At 41.9% G+C, this 21658-nt stretch carries 25 protein-coding genes and 1 pseudogene; 16 read left to right on the top strand and 10 right to left on the bottom strand.

Annotation, left to right across the window (positions count from 1 at the left end; genetic code table 11):
- Positions 1–31: 31 nt before the first annotated feature.
- The 3 genes from pncA to mhpT form a co-directional block, all read right to left on the bottom strand.
- Positions 32–682: a bifunctional nicotinamidase/pyrazinamidase gene (gene pncA / locus FTU79_RS08855; protein WP_168379715.1), complete on the bottom strand. Its 651-nt coding sequence runs from the start codon at positions 680–682 to the stop codon at positions 32–34.
- Between the two features lie 70 nt (positions 683–752).
- Positions 753–1142 (bottom strand): hypothetical protein, encoded by a 390-nt coding sequence (locus FTU79_RS08850; RefSeq protein ID WP_180049689.1) that lies wholly within the window; start codon positions 1140–1142, stop codon positions 753–755.
- 151 nt (positions 1143–1293) lie between these two features.
- Positions 1294–2505 carry a 3-(3-hydroxy-phenyl)propionate transporter MhpT gene (gene mhpT / locus FTU79_RS08845; protein WP_180049687.1) on the bottom strand — a complete coding sequence of 404 codons (1212 nt, stop codon included), beginning with the start codon at positions 2503–2505 and terminating at the stop codon, positions 1294–1296.
- A gap of 723 nt (positions 2506–3228) precedes the next feature.
- Here mhpT and dapA point away from each other — a divergent pair.
- The 3 genes from dapA to purC are packed head-to-tail and all read left to right on the top strand — an operon-like array spanning position 3229 to position 5505.
- Positions 3229–4128, top strand: a complete 900-nt coding sequence (dapA, locus tag FTU79_RS08840) for a 4-hydroxy-tetrahydrodipicolinate synthase (RefSeq protein WP_078193262.1) — start codon at positions 3229–3231, stop codon at positions 4126–4128.
- 15 nt (positions 4129–4143) lie between these two features.
- Complete coding sequence (locus tag FTU79_RS08835) at positions 4144–4749, top strand: lipoprotein-34 precursor (NlpB) (protein WP_078193263.1); 606 nt, start codon at positions 4144–4146, stop codon at positions 4747–4749.
- 36 nt (positions 4750–4785) lie between these two features.
- Positions 4786–5505 (top strand): phosphoribosylaminoimidazolesuccinocarboxamide synthase, encoded by a 720-nt coding sequence (gene purC, locus FTU79_RS08830; protein ID WP_078190626.1) that lies wholly within the window; start codon positions 4786–4788, stop codon positions 5503–5505.
- Positions 5506–5844: 339 nt separating this feature from the next.
- Here purC and FTU79_RS08825 read toward each other — a convergent pair whose 3' ends face one another.
- The gene (locus FTU79_RS08825) at positions 5845–7116 is read right to left on the bottom strand and encodes a replication-associated recombination protein A (RefSeq protein WP_111885104.1); all 1272 of its coding nucleotides are present in this window, start codon (positions 7114–7116) and stop codon (positions 5845–5847) included.
- Positions 7117–7368: 252 nt separating this feature from the next.
- Here FTU79_RS08825 and FTU79_RS08820 point away from each other — a divergent pair, with 252 nt between their 5' ends.
- Positions 7369–9165 carry an EAL domain-containing protein gene (locus FTU79_RS08820; RefSeq protein ID WP_180049685.1) on the top strand — a complete coding sequence of 599 codons (1797 nt, stop codon included), beginning with the start codon at positions 7369–7371 and terminating at the stop codon, positions 9163–9165.
- A 20-nt stretch (positions 9166–9185) separates the two neighbouring features.
- On the top strand, positions 9186–9662 hold the full coding sequence (locus FTU79_RS08815) for a DUF523 domain-containing protein (RefSeq protein WP_078193265.1): 477 nt from the start codon (positions 9186–9188) through the stop codon (positions 9660–9662).
- A gap of 27 nt (positions 9663–9689) precedes the next feature.
- Here FTU79_RS08815 and FTU79_RS08810 read toward each other — a convergent pair whose 3' ends face one another.
- A complete protein-coding gene (locus FTU79_RS08810; RefSeq protein ID WP_180049789.1) occupies positions 9690–10142 on the bottom strand; it encodes a YcgN family cysteine cluster protein in 453 nt (150 codons plus the stop codon).
- 167 nt (positions 10143–10309) lie between these two features.
- On the opposite strand from FTU79_RS08810, the gene FTU79_RS08805 reads away from it, so the two are divergent.
- Positions 10310–10468 carry a DUF1328 domain-containing protein gene (locus FTU79_RS08805; protein WP_005006601.1) on the top strand — a complete coding sequence of 53 codons (159 nt, stop codon included), beginning with the start codon at positions 10310–10312 and terminating at the stop codon, positions 10466–10468.
- Positions 10469–10638: 170 nt separating this feature from the next.
- Here FTU79_RS08805 and murJ read toward each other — a convergent pair whose 3' ends face one another.
- On the bottom strand, positions 10639–12180 hold the full coding sequence (murJ, locus tag FTU79_RS08800) for a murein biosynthesis integral membrane protein MurJ (RefSeq protein WP_111885102.1): 1542 nt from the start codon (positions 12178–12180) through the stop codon (positions 10639–10641).
- An 86-nt stretch (positions 12181–12266) separates the two neighbouring features.
- The gene (gene ampD / locus FTU79_RS08795; RefSeq protein ID WP_180049683.1) at positions 12267–12839 is read right to left on the bottom strand and encodes a 1,6-anhydro-N-acetylmuramyl-L-alanine amidase AmpD; all 573 of its coding nucleotides are present in this window, start codon (positions 12837–12839) and stop codon (positions 12267–12269) included.
- 185 nt (positions 12840–13024) lie between these two features.
- On the opposite strand from ampD, the gene nadC reads away from it, so the two are divergent.
- On the top strand, positions 13025–13870 hold the full coding sequence (gene nadC, locus FTU79_RS08790) for a carboxylating nicotinate-nucleotide diphosphorylase (protein WP_111885101.1): 846 nt from the start codon (positions 13025–13027) through the stop codon (positions 13868–13870).
- Between the two features lie 73 nt (positions 13871–13943).
- On the opposite strand, the gene FTU79_RS08785 is transcribed toward nadC, so the two are convergent.
- Positions 13944–14117: a hypothetical protein gene (locus tag FTU79_RS08785; protein ID WP_180049681.1), complete on the bottom strand. Its 174-nt coding sequence runs from the start codon at positions 14115–14117 to the stop codon at positions 13944–13946.
- Positions 14118–14329: 212 nt separating this feature from the next.
- Positions 14330–15046 carry a ribonuclease PH gene (gene rph / locus FTU79_RS08780; RefSeq protein WP_078190634.1) on the bottom strand — a complete coding sequence of 239 codons (717 nt, stop codon included), beginning with the start codon at positions 15044–15046 and terminating at the stop codon, positions 14330–14332.
- A gap of 176 nt (positions 15047–15222) precedes the next feature.
- On the opposite strand from rph, the gene FTU79_RS08775 reads away from it, so the two are divergent.
- Positions 15223–15900 (top strand): TetR family transcriptional regulator, encoded by a 678-nt coding sequence (locus tag FTU79_RS08775; RefSeq protein WP_078190635.1) that lies wholly within the window; start codon positions 15223–15225, stop codon positions 15898–15900.
- A 59-nt stretch (positions 15901–15959) separates the two neighbouring features.
- On the opposite strand, the gene FTU79_RS08770 is transcribed toward FTU79_RS08775, so the two are convergent.
- The gene (locus FTU79_RS08770; RefSeq protein WP_078193271.1) at positions 15960–16577 is read right to left on the bottom strand and encodes a thiol:disulfide interchange protein DsbA/DsbL; all 618 of its coding nucleotides are present in this window, start codon (positions 16575–16577) and stop codon (positions 15960–15962) included.
- 182 nt (positions 16578–16759) lie between these two features.
- On the opposite strand from FTU79_RS08770, the gene ubiG reads away from it, so the two are divergent.
- From ubiG to FTU79_RS16550, 8 genes and pseudogenes are all read left to right on the top strand, one after another.
- On the top strand, positions 16760–17470 hold the full coding sequence (ubiG, locus tag FTU79_RS08765) for a bifunctional 2-polyprenyl-6-hydroxyphenol methylase/3-demethylubiquinol 3-O-methyltransferase UbiG (protein WP_078190637.1): 711 nt from the start codon (positions 16760–16762) through the stop codon (positions 17468–17470).
- Positions 17470–18168: an HAD family hydrolase gene (locus FTU79_RS08760; RefSeq protein ID WP_180049679.1), complete on the top strand. Its 699-nt coding sequence runs from the start codon at positions 17470–17472 to the stop codon at positions 18166–18168. The genes ubiG and FTU79_RS08760 overlap by 1 nt, the downstream gene beginning before the upstream one ends.
- A gap of 36 nt (positions 18169–18204) precedes the next feature.
- The gene (locus tag FTU79_RS08755; RefSeq protein ID WP_078190639.1) at positions 18205–18954 is read left to right on the top strand and encodes a YciK family oxidoreductase; all 750 of its coding nucleotides are present in this window, start codon (positions 18205–18207) and stop codon (positions 18952–18954) included.
- Between the two features lie 169 nt (positions 18955–19123).
- The gene (locus FTU79_RS08750) at positions 19124–19543 is read left to right on the top strand and encodes a hypothetical protein (protein WP_111885093.1); all 420 of its coding nucleotides are present in this window, start codon (positions 19124–19126) and stop codon (positions 19541–19543) included.
- Between the two features lie 218 nt (positions 19544–19761).
- Positions 19762–19917 (top strand): hypothetical protein, encoded by a 156-nt coding sequence (locus tag FTU79_RS08745; RefSeq protein ID WP_180008593.1) that lies wholly within the window; start codon positions 19762–19764, stop codon positions 19915–19917.
- Between the two features lie 310 nt (positions 19918–20227).
- A complete protein-coding gene (locus tag FTU79_RS08740) occupies positions 20228–20638 on the top strand; it encodes an RcnB family protein (protein ID WP_180022986.1) in 411 nt (136 codons plus the stop codon).
- Between the two features lie 242 nt (positions 20639–20880).
- Positions 20881–21291 carry an RcnB family protein gene (locus FTU79_RS08735; protein WP_111885092.1) on the top strand — a complete coding sequence of 137 codons (411 nt, stop codon included), beginning with the start codon at positions 20881–20883 and terminating at the stop codon, positions 21289–21291.
- A gap of 178 nt (positions 21292–21469) precedes the next feature.
- Positions 21470–21658: pseudogene (locus FTU79_RS16550) on the top strand (RNA-guided endonuclease TnpB family protein); the annotation flags it as partial.

Genomic DNA, 21658 nt, shown 5'->3' with positions numbered 1-21658 from the left:
CTTGTGCCTTTTCTCAACTGAGCCCACTGGGTCATGCCAAAGATAATGCCTGTGCATGCTGCTGCACAATATCTTTCAGGTAAATACGCTTCACCCCATTCGCCAACATGTCTTGCCATGCATGCTGAAGCGAACCCTGTAAATCGATCCCTTTGGTCAAATCAGCAATCACAAAAGTTTCAAAACCAAGCTTACGCGCATCCATTGCCGTCCATGCAACACAAAAATCCGTGGCGATCCCAACGACAAAGACTGTATCAATACCGCGTTCGCGCAAATAGCCCGCCAAACCTGTTGAGGTTTTCTGATCTGCTTCCATAAAAGCAGAGTAGCTGTCGATATGCTGATGAAAACCTTTACGGATAATCAGCTGCGCCGTCGGTAAATTTAAATCAGGATGTAATTCGGCATCCTGTGTACCTTGTACACAATGTGTTGGCCACAATACTTGCGTTCCATAATTCAGCTCTATGCTGTCATAAGGTGCATGCTCAGGATGATTTTCAGCAAAAGAAATATGGTCGGCTGGATGCCAATCTTGAGTCAGCACAATATTCGCAAAGTATTGTCCAACTTGATTAATCCCTGGAATAATTTGATCGGCATTGGCAACAGCCAACTGACCACCCGGGGTAAAACCATTTTGTACATCGACCACAATCAGCGCTGTATTTTTTTGCATATCTCTCCATCCGTTGTCATGCATTTTCGGCGACTCTACTGATTCGCTCATATTTTAAAAGCCTGAGTATTCAGTCCTGTGCATAAAAATAAAATGACTGTCCTTCCTGACAATACCGATACTTGGGCAAATGCTCAACCAAACGTTGTGCAAAGCGTGGGTAAATACGGGCTTTTCGCCGAGTCGAAGCATGAAAATAAAAATATCGCGGTTGATGTTGAAAGATATATTTTAATAAATGGCTGCGTGTCTGCTGCATGACCTCAAACGCATTAATCTTTTCAGCAACATCTTCTAGGGTAGGTTCATCGGCAAAGGCCAACCACGCATTTTGTCTCGGCTGTTGGCGATGTCTTTGAAATACAGGTTTGAGTTCCAAGATAAGTTCGTATTGATGTAGATACAAACTGAATTCACGTTGATCAACTTTAAAAATTGCGACCAGTTTTCTTGCTGACATAGCCCCTCTACGTTGATTTTTTGTTTTCTCTTTCTGCTGTATTTTTACATAAAATACATTTATTTATATTGGTTTAGAGCATTAGTGCGACTTCTATTGTCGCCATAAAAAAGCCCGCAATATGCGGGCTTTTTTTGATATGGCATGTTCCTTATGATGGAATACGACGTACCAATAACAACATAAATATTGCAGAGATTGCGATACATGGAATTGCCGCGGTAATCACCCCTGCCGCACCAAAACCTGCTGCCAATAACTGACCCGCAATTGCAGGGCCTAACATTGCACCGACACGACCAACGGCTGAAGCTACACCAACACCCGTACCACGTAACTGTGTCGGATACACGATACCACCGAAGGCATACAATACACCTTGGCAACCAATCACGAATGCACCGACTAAAGCTGACGCCATGTACATTTGAGTCAATGAACCTGCACCATTCAGCGCAAATAGACCTGCCAAAATACCGCCGTACATCAAAATGATCACATAAGCTTTCTTCCAACGATCAGTCAACATACCTAAAATGATCGTACCAATGGTTGCACTCACCATGAAGTAGAACTGCGCAGTTGCACCATCTTTACGAGTGAAACCGAGTTCGGTGAACAACGACGGTAACCAGCTCAACATGATGTACACCACCATCAAGGTGAAGAAGTAGCTCACCCAAATTGAGAAAGTACGTAAACAGTTTTCTGTGTTAAAGAGGTTTTTGAAAGCACCTTGTTGCACTTCGCCATTGGCGGTCGCTTGAACCGCTTGATCTTTGGCTTTCAAGAATTCACGCGATTCGGGCAGGAACCAAATCATCAATGGAATCACAACAATCGGTAATAAACCGCCTAAATAGAAAATATTTTTCCAGTTTGCACCGAAGTCCGTCATTGCGACCAATGATAAGATTGCCGCACCCACAGGCATACCACAGTACATCAAACCGACTGCACGACCACGATTTTGTGGCGTTACCGCTTCAGATGCCAAGGTAATTAAAATTGGCATTGCTGCACCTAAACCTGCACCTGCAAGAAAACGTACAGCGAGTAAGCTATGGAAGCTATTTACCCATACCGTACATAAGGTAAAGATGGCGAACATCCCCGTAGACCAAATTAATACTTTTTTACGGCCCATTCGGTCTGCAATCCGACCACCCACCAAAGCACCAGGTAATAATCCTAAAATACCGGCACTAAAAAACACCCCTAGCTGCGAGCTATCCAGCCCGAAATATTCACGAATCCCTGCTGCTGCAATACCTGCAGCCTGAATATCCAGACCTTCGATTACGGCAATAAGGAAGCAGATTGCTACCGTGACAATAGCATGCTTATTATCTGACTTTTCCATTGGAGAATCCTTGTTGTCATCAGCGTTCAAATTAAGTCGCATCATCGCTGAGCCTTATAAAGGATATAACTACCAATAAGTTGAAGCCTTTCGTCCAAAATTGGATTACGTGCATGGTGTAATAGTTTTTGTGCTTTAAGTCACAAAGTCGTAAAAACAATTAAAAATTTAAAATAAAAAAATATGAATCGTGCAATGAACAGTCAAATCAAGCGATCTTTTTAAACACTCATAAAAACATGTCTATTTCTATTAGATATAAAAAAGATTATTACCCAAGTTTTTAACAATCATTTGTAATAAAACCCGAGCGAATTGATATAGTTTTTAAATCTTTAGTCATTGTTATTTAATCTTAAATTCTGATTAAAAAGCACGGAATACACATAGATCAACCTTTTGCTGATGATTTAATCAATCCCATCAACCATGCCAACCCTCTCGATTGAATAAAACATTTTCAAGATTCAGCCCTTGCTGAACAATTTTCAGGCTGCAAAAAAACCGCTATTTTACACTTGATTGTTTTAAGTTTGATTTGTATAAAGAATTTTATGGCTTTGACCAAAGCATATTGTTCTTATGCGTTTGATCAGTCATAATTTGCGTAAGCATTATTCAACTTGGGTATAGCCCAATGAACATGCTACAAATCAAAATTCGAAACCATCCAGAAATCAATATTTCATCTTGTCGGATGGACAAATAGGATAGCTTTTCAAAATGACTCAGCAAGCTCAGACCATTCAAGGTTCAATTGTCGCAATCGTCACCCCAATGTTTGAAGATGGCAGCGTAGATTGGAAGAGCCTCGAGAAGCTGGTTGAGTGGCATATAAAGCAAGGCACCAATAGTATTGTTGCTGTAGGGACTACAGGTGAAGCTTCTACCTTGAGCATGGCCGAACACACTCAGGTGATCAAAGAAATCATCCGTGTGGCGAACAAACGCATTCCAATTATTGCCGGCACAGGTGCAAACTCAACCCACGAAGCAATTGAACTCACCAAAGAAGCCAAAGAATTAGGTGCAGATGCGGCATTATTAGTTACACCATACTATAACAAACCTACCCAAGAAGGCCTGTATCAACACTACAAAGCGATTGCTGAAGCTGTTGATTTACCTCAAATTTTGTACAATGTACCTGGCCGAACCGGTGTAGACATGCACAACGACACCGTGATCCGTCTTGCTGATATTCCACAAATCGTGGGCATTAAAGACGCCACTGGCGATGTTCCTCGTGGTCAAGAACTCATTGAAGGCCTTAAAGGCAAAGATATGGTGGTGTACTCAGGTGATGATGCAACGGCTTATCAGTTAATGGGTTTAGGTGCTAAAGGCAACATTTCGGTTACTGCGAACGTGGCGCCAAAAGAAATGAGCGAAGTGTGTGCAAGCGCTTTGGCGGGTGACGCAGTCCAAGCCGAGCAACAAAACAATACTGTTGCAAATTTACATCAAATTTTATTTTGCGAATCGAACCCAATTCCTGTGAAATGGGCACTTCATGAGATGAACCTGATTGAAACAGGCATTCGCTTACCATTAACACCCCTTGCAGAACAATATCGTACTCCGCTTCGTGAAGCACTCATCACTGCGGGCGTTATCAAATAAAGAAGAGCAAACATCATGCAATTACGTTTAGGACTTAGCCTGGCACTTTCAGTATTTACATTAGCCGGTTGTAGTTCACTTGCCTTTAATAATGGCACACTGGACTATAAACAAACCACAGATGTTGAACCGCTGAAATACCCTGAAGGGTCAATGGTTCGTCCTGCAACGCCTTTGTATCCTGCTCCATCAGTTGACCCGCTAGCAATTGAGCATGCACCAAAGCTTGAAAATAAGCGTGGCAATCGCTATGCCCTTCCGCGTCCAGCCGCGGAAAAAAATAATGTCGTCGCAGATTCCTCAACAGACAGTACAAATATTAGCCGCCCTCAACTATTGGTGGATGGAAATCAAAATCCACTGATCAAAGTTGAAGGAAATTCTGCTACAATTTGGCAATACACACTTGCTACCCTCAGCAGCCTTAACCATACCATTGTTGGTCAGAGCAAAAACCGTTACGAAGTAACCGTCAAGGTCGATCAGCAGACCTATGTCTTAAGACTTTCTTCTGTAGGTTCAAGCAATAACATCGCTGTGTTCAATGCCGATAACAGTTTTGCAGACAAAGAAAAAGCTGCAGATCTGTTAGCTCAGATTTACCAAAATTGGCCAGCCTAGTCGTACTAGGCATTTTTTCTCGAAAAAGGTTCCCTCATGTTAAAACAAACCTTGCTCTATACTGGTAAAGCGAAATCTGTTTATGAAACAGATAGTTCTGACCACCTCATCCTAGTTTTCCGTGACGATGCTTCTGCATTCAACGGTGAAAAAATTGAACAACTGGATCGCAAAGGTAAGGTGAACAACCGTTTTAACGCCTTTATCATGGAAAAATTGGCTGCGGCTGGTATCGAAACTCATTTCGAAAAACTTCTTTCTCCAACTGAAGTTTTAGTGAAAAAATTAACCATGGTTCCTGTAGAGTGCGTAATTCGTAACTATGCAGCAGGTTCACTTTGCCGTCGTTTAGGCGTTGAAGAAGGTAAAGAACTTACTCCGCCAACTTTCGAATTGTTCTTCAAAGACGATGCGTTAGGCGACCCAATGGTGAATGAATCACAAGCGATTGCATTAGGTTGGGCGACTGCAGAACAACTCGCTCAAATGAAAGAATTGACTTATAAAGTAAACGAAGTACTTAAAGGTCTATTCGATGCAGGCAACATGCTGCTTGTTGACTTTAAACTTGAATTTGGTGTGTTCCACGACCGTATCGTACTAGGTGACGAATTCTCTCCAGACGGCTGCCGTCTATGGGACAAAGACACTAAGAAAAAACTCGACAAAGACCGTTTCCGTCAAGGTTTAGGCGGTGTAGTTGAAGCGTATGAAGAAGTTGCTGCACGTTTAGGTATCGACCTTTCTGATATCTAAGTCGTTCATCGATTTAAAAAACCGAGCTCTTTAGCTCGGTTTTTTTAATTAAATATTACTCGATTAATCCATGATCGAAAAAACAAATGTTAACCATAAAAATCCTCTGTTTCACATTTACCCACGTTCACACTAAGATAGCTACATACTAGGCAGCACGAGGATCTATAAGTTTCCAATGTGTATGCCGACCAGATTTTCCATCTACCCTCTAGGATATATTTCCCCAAAGACATCCTATTTTTTCAGCCCAGCTCGCCTTGAGTTGGGCTTTTTTTTGCATGAAATAGACATAAAAAAGGGCGCCGAAGCGCCTTCCCATTATGATCATTCAAATTATTACTGCTGTTGTTGTTGCATCCAACGTCGTTGCTGCAAACGCTCACCTTCAACTTCACGTTTATTACGTGCAGACTCATACAGCTTAGTGCCTTTCAGTTCAGGCGGCATATAATCCTGCATGACAAAATGCTCAGGATAATTATGTGGATATAAATAGTCCACGCCATAGCCTTGCTCTTTCATCAATTTGGTTGGTGCATTTCTCAAATGTAGTGGCACAGGTAGATTCGAGGTTTTTTCTGCCAAATCTAAGGCTTTGTTGATGGCCAAATAAGTACTGTTACTTTTAGCACTGGTTGCCAAATACACCGCACATTGCCCCAAAATGATTCGACATTCAGGCATACCAATTGCCTGCACAGATCGGAAACATTCTCCAGCCAACAGTAAAGCATTTGGATTTGAGTTGCCAATATCTTCAGATGCCGCAATCAACATACGACGGGCAATAAAAACAGGATCTTCACCACCTTTGAGCATTCGAGCCATCCAATACAAAGCGGCATCTGGATCACTGCCTCGAATCGACTTAATAAAAGCCGAAACTAGATCATAATGCTGTTCGCCCGATTTGTCATAGCGTGCAATATTTTGCTGCGCAACTTTGACTACCACCGCATTGTTAATGATATTCTCTAAGTCTGGCTCAAACGTACTGGCGATTAAATCTAAAAGATTTAATGCTTTACGAGCGTCACCTGCGGCAAATTGAAATAAAGCTTCATATTCTTCGATTTGAATATAACGCTCTTTTAAAAACGAATCTTGCTGAATGGCTTGATCCAGTAAGCGCTGAATTGCGTCATTATCCAGAGCATTTAAGGTATACACCTGACAACGGGACAATAAGGCATTATTAACTTCAAATGAAGGGTTTTCTGTGGTTGCACCAATCAGAGTAATTTTGCCCTTTTCAACCGCATTCAGTAAGGCATCTTGTTGTGACTTATTAAAACGATGAATTTCATCAATAAACACCACAGGTGTCAATAAATCTCCACCATCGGCGATGATTTCACGTAACTCTTTCACCCCAGTATTGAGCGCAGATAAACTAATAAATGGTCGGTCAACGGCCTGCGCTAACAACAATGCAATTGTGGTTTTACCTACACCCGGAGGTCCCCAAAAAATAATCGATGGCAAATGCCCTTGGTCAATCATCTGGCGTAACGGTGCATCTTCACCCAGAAGGTGATCTTGTCCAATAATTTGAGATAAATCATGAGGACGCATGCGCTCAGGAAGAGGAATTTGGCTGTCTGACATCTTATTATTTCGTTTCCGGCAATTGGGGACGTTTTTTCTATTCTAACACTGCCTTGGCAGAATCTTTGCTTTATTCGGTATTCAATTTAGGAGGGTGGTTTAATGTCGTTATTTAAGTATCTTGCATGTAAAAAAGCTTAGGCGAATGTTAACTATAATGTAACAAGACATCCTAGCCCTTATTGATCAAATTAAAGTATCATCGGCAAGATATCCCATTTTAGACTTGCCTGACCCAATTGGACAGATTGTATGAAGCAATCAACAAAGCAAAAGCGAATCGTTCAAGTTCAACAAGGCATTGATCTATCTATATATTCATTTCAACAAATGCCTCAAGCCAAGAATATACAATTACAACATACCCAATGTGCAGAATTACGCGAAAAACTCGACAGCCGTAATCAAATGTTAGATGCCAGTGTCGACTGTATTAAATTATTAAGCCTAGACGGTCATATTCTGCATATGAACCGCGCTGGTTGCTTAGCTCTCGGTGTGTCGCCGACTGAAACTGAGTTTGGTATGTCATGGCACAAATTATTGCCTGAAGAAGTCCGTGACGCGTGTCTGAATGCTTTTGCCGAAGCCAAAGAAGGCAAAATATCTCGCTTTGTCGGCATGAGCCAAGTAGCAGATGAACCCTTGGCTTATTGGGATAATATGCTCAGCCCAGTATTCAACGAATATGGCCAAGTCAAAGAAATCCTCTGTGTATCACGTGATATTACGATACAGCGACTTGCAGAAAATAAACTTCAACGCATCATTGAACAAGATGATTTAACAGGTTTATTAAACCGCCGTGCGTTTAGTCGAGTATTTAAAAGCCAATTAAAAGTGGCGCGAGAACATCAGCAACAACTGGGTTTGTTATTAATCGATCTAGATTATTTTAAGCATATTAACGACACCTTAGGTCATAGTGCAGGAGACCATTTACTGCATACCCTTGGGCAGCATTTTCAGCAATGTTTTGATATAAATATTGTAGTTTCACGTTTAGGTGGCGATGAATTTGCCATTACTATTCCAAATTTAAAATCGCAACAACAATTACAGAATTTTGCCAGCATCGCCTGTCAGCAAATGGACATGCCCATTTTCTATAATGGGCAAAGTATCAATATTGGTATGAGTATTGGCTGTGCGATCTACCCACGCGATGCACAAAATACCTCCAATTTACTTAAATGTGCTGATATTGCGCTAAATGATTTAAAAAGCAGTGGTCGTGGTGGTGTACGAATGTTCAACCATACTATGTTAAAAACCCTTGAAAATACTACTCGCCAATTAACGCTTGCACGCAGCTTGATTAAGTCCAATCAAATTATTCCGTTTTATCAGCCCAAAGTTCGTCTTTCTGACAGTCAAGTTATCGGCTTTGAAGCCTTGTTACGTTGGTATGATAAAGACCAACAATTACAATTACCTTCTCAAATTTTTGCTGCATTTCAAGATTATGAATTGGCTTCACGCATTAGTGAAACAATGCAAATTAAAATCTTTCAAGATATTCAAAAATGGATTGAACTTGGACTGCAACCGCTACCGATTTCAATAAATGCTGCACCTGTCGAATTTTTACGTGATGATTATGCGGAAAAACTACTAAATCGCTTAAAGCAGTTTGGTATATCACCAGATATTATTGAGGTCGAAATTACCGAGCAAAGCCTGTCAGAACGTGGCTCAAATTATGTGATTCGCGCTCTCCATTTATTAAAAGAGCATGGCATACACATTTCTCTAGATGATTTTGGTACAGGTCATTCATCATTAACACGTCTAAGTAACTACCCTGTCGACTGTATTAAAATCGACCGTAATTTTGTGGAACGCATGCATACCGACTGTTCAGCACTTGCCATTGTCAAAGCGATTACACAAATTGGTGCGAGTGTTTCCCTGAATATATTAGTCGAAGGTATAGAGAAACCGGAACAGGTCGATACCTTAAAAGAATGTAATTGTCATACTGGACAAGGTTTTTACTTTTATCGTCCGCTCAGTTATGACCATGCGATGGAACTTTTGAGTCACTAAAACTTGTGGAGCAAGACACGATGACACTGAAGTATTTAGTCAGTGCCTGTCTGGCAGGCCAACCCGTTCGTTATGATGCCAAATCGAATACACAACAAGCGATTTGCCAACTGATGCAGACTCACCAAGTCATTACGGCCTGCCCAGAAATGATGGGCGGCCTTAGCTGTCCACGTTTTCCTGCAGAAATTCAAAATGGTCAAGCCACTGATGTGCTCAATGGTACAGCTCAAGTTAAAGATGTTTTGGGGACAGACGTTAGTGCTGAATTTATTGCAGGTGCTCAACGAATGTTAGAATTGGCCCAATTACACAAAGTTGATGTTGTTGTCTTGAAAGATCGCAGCCCGTCTTGCGGCAGCCATTATATTTATGACGGCAGCTTTACGCGTACAAAAATTGAGGGCTATGGAGTAACCACAGCACTCCTCAAACAGCACGGTTTTCAGGTTCTGTCAGAACAAGACTTTCTGGCTATGATACAAGATCAACTCTAGATCCAAAATTGAGCGTATCTGTGTCCTTTAGCGTACCCAACGCACAATATAATCTTCAATATCGTCAGGGTTGACGTCTTCTTCACTGATGCAACGCCCTGCGGCAGACTTTCGTGCCTTCAAAATACTGTCACGACTTCCCGTCACTAGATGATGCCAACGCGGTAAATCTTTACCTTCAGCAATTCTACGATAAGCACAGCTCGGCGGTAGCCAATGAAATTGGTGAATTTGTTCTGGTGTCAGCTGTATGCAGTCTGCAACGTGTGATTTGCGATTTGGATAATCGGAACAACTGGCGGTTTCACAATTTAAAAGTTTGCATGCCACTTTGGTGTAAGCCACCTCTTGCGTATCTTCATCTTCAAGCTTGATTAAACAACACAGCCCGCAACCGTCACAGAGGGACTCCCACTCCAAATGGGTGAGTTCAGTCAAAGCATGCTTTTTCCAAAAATGTGGGCGTAGAGTATCGGTCATCTTCTCGCTCGCAACGAAGGTGGCAGGCATATTAACTGAACCCGCACATAAATTCCTTGTTTAAGTTACCGAATATTGAACATTAAATAAACAAAAGAATACATAGCATGCTTTCTGTGACTCCTATACTGATGAGACAGAATAAAAAATCACATGGAGATAAAACTATGTTCCGCTGGGCTATTATTTTCGCTGTAATTGCATTGATTGCGAGTCTGCTAGGTTTTGGTGGTGTTGCAGGCTTATCCAAAGACTTTGCTGTTATTCTTTTGGTTATTGCAGTCATTCTCGCAATTGTTGGTTTCCTCTCTCGAGGAAAAGTTTAGGCGACTGAGTGACTGATTCAATGTCGTTTTAAACTACAAATTACTCCCCTCAGACTCATGAATCAGAAACCTATGTTTTTATCATCTTGAGTCTCAATCAAAAAAATAAGAGCCTATGGGCTCTTATTTTTTACATCAACGTCAAACGCATTACGCTGTAGGTTTTAGCTTTAAGGTTTTAAGTGACGAGGTCTAAAGCCGGTTGCAATTAAAGCAATCCCATAAGCAGCAATGCCAATCACACATAAGATGATCACTTCCGCGACACGCATCCACGCAGATACATCACCGTTGTACCATGTTAAGCCATACCACAGTGCAGCAATCATCACAGCATTGGCAATCGCAAACTGAATCACCAATTTTTTCCAATGCGCACCAAAACGGAAAATATTGCGCTTATGTAAATAAAAATACAGCATCCCTGCATTTACTAAAGCGGAACCCGATGATGCCAATGCCAAAGCCATATGCTCAGCATGCCAATCAATCAGTTTAAAGAACCCAATAAACACCACGTTCAGAATAGCATTGGCTGCGACCGCCATTAAACCTACACGTACTGGAGTTTTGGTATCTTGCTGCGCATAAAACCCTGGTGCAAACACTTTAATGAGCATGAATGAAATCACACCGGCACTCATACATTGCAATGCCAATGCGGTCATCTGTGTATCTTCAAAGCTAAATTGACCACGTTCAAATAAGGCCTGAATAATAGGTGTAGAGAGCATGAAAAGCGCAATACTGGCAGGCACACCCACCAAGATAATGACCTTAGCTGCCCAATCAATCATACGGCGGAATTTGTCCTGATCTTGTTCAGCATGGCGTGCAGACAATGACGGTAAAATCACGGTACCAATGGCCACCCCAATCAAACCTAAAGGCAGCTCGGTCATACGTTCAGCACTATACAGCCATGATACTGAACCATCTTGCATGAAAGACGCCCAAATGGTGTTCAACAGTAGGTTGATCTGCGTCACTGAGACACCAAACAGTGCTGGCAGCATCAACTTCATGATGCGATCAACACCTTCGTGTTTGAAGTCAACTTTCGGTGGAATCAGTAATTTTTTACGCCACAGCTCTGGAATCTGAATCGCCAATTGCAAGAATCCTGCCGCGACAACAGACCAACCCAAAGCCATAATTGGCTCAGCCATATAAGGGGTTAACCACAGCGCACCGGCAATCATCGCGACATTGAGTAACACTGGAGCGAACGCAGGTGTACTGAATGAGCCATAACTATTCAAAATACTGCTGGCAAATGCCGTTAGGGACATAAACAGTAAGTAAGGAATCGTTAGGCGGAACATATCGGTAGCTAACGCAAACTTGTCTGCATCACCATGGAAACCCGGTGCATAGATATAAATAATCGCGGGTGCCGCCACCATCGCGATGAACGTCAAACTAGTCATCACCAGACCTAAACAGCCAAAAACACGGCTAATCAGAATCTGGACTTCGGCATGGGTTCGACTGGTTTTATATTCAGTCAATACAGGAATAAAGGCTTGTGAAAATGCCCCTTCTGCGAATAAGCGCCTAAAAAAGTTAGGAATACGAAAGGCAACCACGAAGGTATCGAAGTCTTTACCTGCACCAAATACATTTAACAGGACAATATCCCGTACCAGTCCCAATACACGGGACAACATAGTCATTGCACTGACAATGACTGTCGAACGCCAAAGCGCCATCGGTATTTCTCACTTTTGAAAGTGCGCCTATTGTAATGAAACTCGTCAAGGAATTTCATTGGTTTATTAAACGCAGTATGTATTGTTTATTTGTTTTTAAAATGATGTAGCTGTTGACGAAAAGCGTTCCACTCAAAAAATGGACCCGGATCAGTTTTACGTCCCGGTGCAATATCTGAATGCCCTGCAATATGTTGTTGAATTTTAGGATAAGCCTGTTGTAAACACGCCACGACCTCGGTCAGCACGGCATATTGTGCAGCTTCAAAAGGTAAATCATCACTTCCTTCGAGTTCAATGCCTATCGAATAATCATTACATTCTTTTTGTGCTAAATAGGTTGAACGACCTGCATGCCAAGCTCGATCATTAAAATTGACGAACTGTAGGACTTCGCCTGTACGCAGGATCAATAAATGTGTCGATACTTGCATCCCTTCAATGGTTTGAAAATAAGGATGTTTCGACCAATCCAACTGATTTTGGAAAAATTGTTCGATATAACCACCTCCAAACTGAGAAGGTGGCAAACTAATATTATGAATGACGACAAGCTGAATTTCGGTATCTGCGGGACGCTGATTAAAGTTCGGTGATGGAACTTGCCGTGCACCGATAAGTTGCCCATCCTGAACCCGAAATGTAGTTACCTGTGACATAAAGTGATCCTGAGTCTGAATTGCTCGTGAATTTTAGATCAGAGCCTAAAGGCATTCATGCTAAAACTTTCACTGATATTTCTCAATTCATGTTTGTGATTGCTGTTAAAAATCGCTCATTTTTCAGGAACAATGCTAATATAACGCGCACATTTTCCTGGGTTAAAAAAGATACGGAACTTCTTATGAGCATATCGCAATCTTTGCTTGAACAATCAATCCAAATCAATATTCAACACGCACTACAAGAAGATATTGGCGAAGGCGATATTACAGCCCTGTTAACTCCAGAAGATGAACAAGCAACTGCAACGATTATCAGCCGTGAAGAGATGATCTTGGCGGGTCAGCCTTGGGTCAATGCACTCATTCAGGCTTATGATGCCGCTGTCCAAGTCACTTGGTTGAAAAATGACGGTGACCGTGTGGCCGCAGGCGAAGCCTTTTTAAAACTCGCAGGTTCTGCGCGTAGCTTACTGACGGTTGAGCGTCCAGCCTTAAATTTTGTACAAACCTTATCTGCAGTAGCGACCAAAACCGCTGCCTATGTCCAGCAGCTTGAAGGTTTGCATACTCGTCTACTCGATACCCGTAAAACCTTGCCAGGCCTACGTATTGCACAAAAATATGCGGTTGCTGTCGGAGGTGGTCAAAACCATCGCTTAGGTTTATTTGATGCGTTTTTAATTAAAGAAAATCACATCATGGCAGCAGGTGGCATCCAACAAGCGATTGCCAAAGCACACCAGATTGCACCGGGCAAACCTGTGGAAGTTGAAGTCGAAACTTGGGATGAACTCAACCAAGCGTTAGAAGCAGGTGCGGATATTGTGATGTTGGATAACTTTAGTCAGCAACAAATGATTGATGCCGTTAAACATGTGAATGGTCGCTGCAAACTTGAAGCCTCAGGCAATATCACTATTGCAAACTTACGTGAAGTGGCAACGACAGGGGTCGATTATATTTCGATGGGTGTGCTCACCAAAGATGTCACAGCGATTGATTTATCTATGCGCTTTAATGCCTAACGCTCTAGACTTGCTCTAAACATAAATAAAGGGTGCTATTGCACCCTTTTTGATGCTTAACCTCTAGCATGACTTAATCATCATCTTGCTGTTGTTTAGCTCGTTCAGTTTCATGTTCAGAATCCTTTTCATGCTCCGCATCGTCTTCATGCTGCTCGCGCTCATCTTGATCATCGTCATGATCTTTTGAGTTTTCACTTTGTTCAGAAAAACGACCACCTTCACGCTCTTGAACCTGATTTCCCAAAAATCACAACCACTGATCAAAAATACGCTGAATAAAGAAAAATGCATCATCCAATTTTTCATTTTTAGTCCTTCAAAGCATCCTGATTCTATTAATTTGAGTCAAAGACACGCTGCTTAATAGGTGATTCTTGTTGGATTTTCTATATTCAGCGCATAAAAAAACGCATCCGAAGATGCGTTCTTTATTCAGTTTAAACTGAATCAAACAACTTACCAGCCTAAAGCTTCTTGTTGTTTTTTGATCAATTCTTGAATGCCTTTTTCAGCCAGTTCAAGCATTTCATTACACTGTGTACGTGTAAATGGTTTGTCTTCTGCTGTACCTTGAAGTTCAATGAACTCACCAGCTTGTGTCATCACTACGTTCATGTCTGTTTGGCAGCTTGAATCTTCTTCATAGCAAAGATCAAGTAATGCTTCGTCTTGATACATCCCTACAGAAATCGCAGCAACTAAACCTTTTAATGGATCTTGTTTAATTTTTTTATTTTCAAGCAAGACATTCATTGCATCGACCAAGGCAACTGCTGCACCTGTGATTGATGCTGTACGTGTACCGCCATCTGCCTGAATCACATCACAGTCGATGCTGATGGTATTTTCACCCAATTTTTTCAAATCGACCATCGCACGTAAGCTACGACCAATCAGACGTTGAATTTCTTGAGTACGACCGCTTTGTTTACCACGTGCCGCTTCACGGTCAGTACGTGTATGTGTTGAACGAGGTAACATGCCATATTCAGCAGTCACCCAACCCTGACCTTTTCCTTTAAGGAAACGCGGCACTGAGTTGTCGACACTTGCAGTACAAAGAACTTTTGTATGACCAAATTCAACCAATACAGAACCTTCCGCATAACGTGTGTAGTTACGGGTAATTTTTACTTCACGTAATTGATCTAATGCTCGTTGGTCGATACGCATAATGAGTCCTTAATCTGACAAAATTGATTGCGGCACATTATAACAGAAGGTACAGCCAGATTCGGGACGCATTCGTGTGCATTTACAAAATCCATTCATCCAAGTTTTGATAGGCCCATCGTACGACATCAGGAAATTTGTTAGACTGAAGCCACGCAAAATTCAGGACGAATTGCATGTCGATACGGGAAGAACGTAAGCAACAAAGTCGTAAAGCTATCCTTGATGCAGCGCTTGCATTGAGTACCACAGGCCGTTCTTTTAGCAGTCTGAGCTTACGCGAAATTTCCCGTCATGTCGGCTTGGTTCCTGCTGCGTTTTATCGCCATTTTCAGGACATGGATGAGCTCGGTTTGGAACTAGTCGACCAAATGGCCCTGCACCTTCGCAATGTACTCAATCAACTGAGTCAGCAATGCTTTCAAGCACCCGATGCACGTACACGACAGAGTCTGGATTATTTATTTCATGCCGTTGAGCAATTTCCTGAGGCATGGATGTTTCTCATTGCAGAGCGTTGGGGTGGTTCAGCTTCCTTAAGACAAGCCATTACACGTGAATTTAATTTTCTCAGTACTGATTTGGCCCATGCACTGGCTCAAGTTGAAGCGACTCAACACATTCAATCCGAACAAGACCTCAAAGTATTGGGACAAATTTTGTTTGAATTGGCCTTAAGTTGGGCAATGCAGTGGATTGACTTACATCGACATGTTGAGCTTCCACAACGTACGGATGCGCTACAACAATTTCGCCGCCAAGCTCAGACTCAAGTTCAGCTCTTATTTCGTGGCATTTTGCATTGGGATCGATCTTTGGCTCAAATCGCTGATCCACAAAATTTATCGACCTAAAACGCAAAATATGCCTGCATAAAAAAAGCCGCATCGAGTGCGGCTTTTTCAAAACACTGTTATTTCGCTTTACGTTCTTTATCAACAAGGAATTTCACGATTTCAACGGTACGGGCATCTTCACCTTGTACGATGTATTTACCATTGACGGTAATCGCAGGCACGCCGCTCAATTGATATTGAGCTGCTAAGTTTTTCGCTTGAGCAATTTTTGAAGACACAGCAAATGATTTAAATGTGCTGTTAAATTTCGCTTCAGGAACACCATAACGGGTGTAGAACTTCGCAAATGCGCCTTGTTCTAAGATATTTTTCTGACCCACATGAATGTCATGGAACAATTGTAAATGTGCTTTTTGACGAACACCCAGTGCTTCCGATGCATAGTAAGCACGCGCGCCTTGTTCCCAAAGTGGATTCATTGCTGCAGGTGTACGGACAAAACGTACATCTTTAGGCAATTGCTTTAACCACGTTTGCATATGCGGTTCTAATGTAAAACAATGTGGGCAGCCATACCAAAAGAACTCACGGACTTCGATTTTACCCGGACGTTCGACTTTAATCGGTTTTGGAATAACTGTGTAATCAGTCCCCGCGACAAATTGCGCTGCCATCGCACTGCCAGAAAAAGCCAAAATAGCTGTTGTAATCGTGCCTAAAAGGAATTTTTTCATTGAACTTATCGTCCTCAAAATCATTATGATTAGTTTATGGCAACACTATAAATCAAATCTGTCGATTTCGTTTTCATTCTGTGAACTTTTTTAAGGCTTTTATCGCTTTTTTTTCAGGACGCGCTACACTAACTCCCATAAACTTTTTTCTAAAATATAAAGACTTGATTGAGGTGCAACCGATGTCGCAATTGAATGTTGATCCACAAGAAATTGCCAAATTTGAAGCTTTCGCAGCCATATGGTGGGATCAGCATTCTGAGTTCCGCCCTTTGCACATGATTAATCCCCTGCGTTTGAACTGGATTGATGAGCATTCAAATGGTATCACTGGCAAGAAAGTATTAGATGTGGGCTGTGGCGGCGGTATTTTAGCTGAAAGCATGGCACGTCGCGGTGCGCAAGTATTGGGTATCGACATGGGCGAAGCGCCGTTGAATGTTGCACGCTTACATGCCGAACAAGAAAATGTACAAAATATTGAATATCGCCAAGTACCTGTAGAGCAATTGGCAGAAGAGCAAGCAGGTCAATATGACGTCGTCACCTGTATGGAAATGCTCGAACACGTACCCGATCCAGCTTCGATCATTTTAGCCTGTCAAAAGCTGGTAAAACCGGGTGGTCATGTGTTCTTCTCGACCATTAACCGTAATCCTAAAGCCTATTTGTTTGCGATTATTGGTGCGGAATATGTTTTACGCATGTTGGCGAAAGGCACTCATGATTATTCGAAGTTTATTAAACCTTCAGAATTAGCTCATGATATTCGTCAAGCCGAGTTAAAACTCAAAGATATGACAGGTTTACATTATAACCCGATTACCAAACGCTATTGGCTCGCACCGAATGTGGATGTGAACTACATGGTTCATACGGTGAAAGAAGCCTAATGAAAGCTGTACTCTTTGATCTTGACGGTACACTGATTGATACCGCGGCTGATTTTATTCGTATTATTCAAGACATGTGCCGTGACAAAGGCATTGCGGTGGTCAGTGCTGACGACATTCGTGTACAGGTATCTGAAGGCGCGCGTGCCATGGTCAAACTGGTCTATCCAGAGTTAGACGTTGAAGATCCTATCTTTCTGGCACATCGTCAACGCTTTCTAGATCTGTATGGTGCTGATATTGCAGTTGATACCGATCTGTTTGAAGGCATGTATCCACTACTCGCAGAGTTAGAACAACATCAAATTCCGTGGGGTATTGTCACCAATAAGCCGCGTTCACTCAGTGAAGCGTTGCTCAAAGCGTTGAATTTGACTGAGCGCTGCTCGGTATTGGTTTGCCCAGATGATGTCAGTAAAACCAAACCAGACCCAGAGCCGATGTATTTAGCCGCCAAGCACATCCATCTTGATGCTCAAGACTGTATCTATGTCGGTGATCATCCACGTGATATCGATGCAGGTCGTAATGCGCAGATGTACACGATTCTTGCGGCTTATGGCTATTTACCTTTACAACACAAAGATGACTTAACAGCTTGGCATGCAGATTGTATAGTGAAGACTGTTGCTGACCTGCATGAAGCCATTCATGATTTGGTCATCAAACCGAAAACGCTCAACACAGCGACTTTATAACGATAGAACACAACACAATAAAACGAGGAGGTACGGATGAAATATTCAGAATATCAACCTCGCCCCGATCTGCTCAAAGATCGCATTATCCTGATTACAGGTGCGGGCGATGGTATTGGCCGTGCGGCTGCCCTCAGTTATGCCTTACATGGCGCAACCGTGGTCTTACATGGACGCACACTGAATAAACTAGAAGTGATTTACGATGAAATTGAAGGCTTGGGTGCCCCCCAACCGGCGATTTTACCGCTACAACTGTCTAGTGCCTCTCCTCGTGATTATGAGCTGTTGGTCGATACCTTAGAAAAGCAATTTGGTCGCCTAGACGGCATTTTGCATAATGCTGGGATTTTGGGTGAGCGAACTGAACTAGAACATTATCCTGTGGATGTATGGGATGATGTCATGGCGGTGAACCTTCGCGCGCCCTTTGTACTGACTCAAGAGCTGATGCCACTACTACAAAAATCTGAGCATGCCTCAGTGGTCTTTGCCAGTTCGGGTGTGGGACGTGAAGCCCGTGAACGTTGGGGCGCGTACTCGGTTTCAAAAATTGCCATTGAAGCCGTAAGCACATTGTTCGCTAAAGAAAATGAACACCCCAATATTCGTTTTAACTGTATTAACCCTGGTGCGACACGTACTGCCATGCGTGCAAAGGCGTATCCAGACGAAGATCCAAAAACTTTGCCTACGCCTGAAAGCATCATGCCTGCATATTTATATTTAATGGGTGACGACAGCTTGCATTTAACCGGTGCCAGCATAGATGCCCAAGATGAATAGGGTGAAAACCCAATTTAAAAAGGAAGATCGCGCTTCCTTTTTTTATGTCTTGAATCTTTACAACGCATCATTAACCGAATGATTTTGCAGTGACCACGCGAAAGTCGACTTGAGTTTTTAGCAAATTTGCCGATACTTGGGGCATTCTTTAAAAACATTGGATTGATACATGTCTGACTTTAGCAATATTACAGTGACTCCAACTGAGGATGGCATGGTTAACCTACTGGTCGATGGTCAACCGATTTCAGCAAAATATGGCATGAAATTCGACCCGAGTATCGTGGACGATTTAAAAGGCTTAGATGTCGGTCAAAATGCAAAATTATTTGAACAATTTATTTTTTCGCATACTGACTTAAACTTTGAGCATGCCTATTTCTATGTCACTTGCATTCAAAAGCAAGAAGCAGGCTTTCAAGTGATCACTAACTTTGTTTATCGCATCATTGCGCAAGATCAAGCACCGTTTGAGCATGTGATTACCAAACAAGGTGCAGCAATGACACCTGAAGATATTAATGAATTTATTCAAGCTCATATTCAAAAATCATTAACGGATTATACCGACCTGAAATACGCATACTAATTAAGTTCCAAGTGACACATTTAGAACTAAAAAGGGACATTTGATGCCCTTTTTTTAACCTTGAAATTCAACAAGCTTTGATCAAAAGACAGTTTTATCACCCCACTTGCTATTAATCATATTTTTAAATTATTTTTATAATAATATTCGGTTTTTCAAATTAAATATAAAAGCATAGACTGCTTGCCATGACATAGACCGACGGCAAGGAGACCCAAATGGCTGATCAAACACGTAAAATTGAAACCATTCGTTCAATTGAAACCTTACAACTGACTGAAAATTTGATCTCTGCAATGGACGATGCCGAGCAAGCTGAATCTGTGGCTCAAGCGATTTATTCACTCCAATGCCTCAATGAGCAGTGGTACTAAAACCCGAATTTACCCACCGTTTTCATTCCAGTATCTCTACCCTATTTGCCCATCAAGACTTGATGGGCGTTTTTGATCGTGCTTACAATAGACCTCAAATTTGATCAAGACTGCATTGCAAGGATAAAAAGCACGCATTATCGGACCATCGCTTTCAAGATGGAAAGATTGTTCTCGGCGCCAAATTTATCGCATAATATCCGCAATCTCTTCGTTTTATTTAAAGAAATATTCATCTTTCTTCACAGTTTCTCTGCATTTAATGCGTACAGTAGTGATATTGAAGATAAATTACTCATGAGGGTTGAACATGAAAAAGATTTTGCCAATTTTGGCTATTTCTTTCAGTGCTTTAATAGCAAGCAGCATCACGTCTGCAGCGCCTCACTTCAAGAACGATGAACGTGGCTTTGATGGCCCACGCGGCAATGCATATGGTCAAATGAAAAAAGATCGTGATTACCGTGGTTATCAGGACGATGACGATCTTGAAGATCGACGCCGTATGCGTGAACAACGTGGAGTCAAACGTTTGCAACAACATAAATGGCAAACGGGCTATGTGATGCCACAGCATTATCGTGGTAATGGTTATAAAGTCGATTATAAAGACCATAACTTACCTAAACCATCGCGTAATCAGCAATGGTATAAAATCAATAATGACTACATATTGGTCAACTCAGATAGTAACAGTATTCTGAAAATTTTAGGTATGTAAGCCGTTTTGAATTTAATTTCGCCATATTTTTAAAGTCCAGATCAACTCTGGGCTTTTTTTATGAGTTTTTTTTAATGTTTAACCGCAAAAGCTGATGCTGCCTAGCGTTCAGATCATTTACACGCCTTCAAATTTCCTCCATACATTTCACAATTCAACTATATTGCCCCCACGCTTTCTCTGAACTTTCTCGCTAATTTTGAATCATCGAAAAACAGATTAGAAATGTATAGAGGTGTCCCATGAACAAAATCGTATCGACTTTAGTTCTTTCAGTATCGGCTTTGATGGCAACAACAGCAGCCATTGCTGCGCCAGACCATCGTCAAGATGACCGCCGTTACCATCCGTCATACCAACATCAAGACAACCGTTGGGACAAAGATCACCGTCCGAGTAATTGGAATAACAACAACCGTTATGACAATAATCGCTACGACCGTAATGACTTTCGTCGTGTAAATCCAAGCCGCGATTGGCGTGTTGGTCAAAGCTTTCCTCGTTATTTCGATTCAAGCCGCTACAAAGTGAGTGACCGTGAAGCGCGCCGCTTACCGAACACCGGTCGTTATCAACAATGGTACAAAATCAATGGTGACTACGTGCTAGTCAATGATCGTACCGATCGCATCATTCGCATTAAGAATGGCTAATCATTCGACGATCTCTTAAGTCCCTTTCCCAACACCTGAACACTGTTCAGGTGTTTTTTTATCAAATGGAGGGTAAAACTCTGTCCTTCAGGTCAGAGATATAAGCGACACGACATGAAGTGTCGTTTGATTTAACTAAGGACTATTTTCCTTGAGTTTTGATTGTTAATATAAGCACATGAAAACCCTTAAATTACGTATAAAAGACAAACATTGCAAGGTGTTAGACCAACTAGCATTAGAAGTGAACTTCGTCTGGAATTATGTCAATGATTTAGGGTTTAGGCATTTGAAGCGGAAAGGTGAATTTCTCTCTGCTTTTGATATTGCCAAATATACGAAAGGCACATCCAAAGAATGTAATTTA

The sequence above is a fragment of the Acinetobacter sp. YH12144 genome (genome assembly GCF_013418345.1).
Classification (GTDB): Bacteria; Pseudomonadota; Gammaproteobacteria; order Pseudomonadales; family Moraxellaceae; genus Acinetobacter; species Acinetobacter amyesii.
Note: the sequence above shows the minus strand (reverse complement) of the source record. Positions and strands in the feature narration are given on the sequence as shown.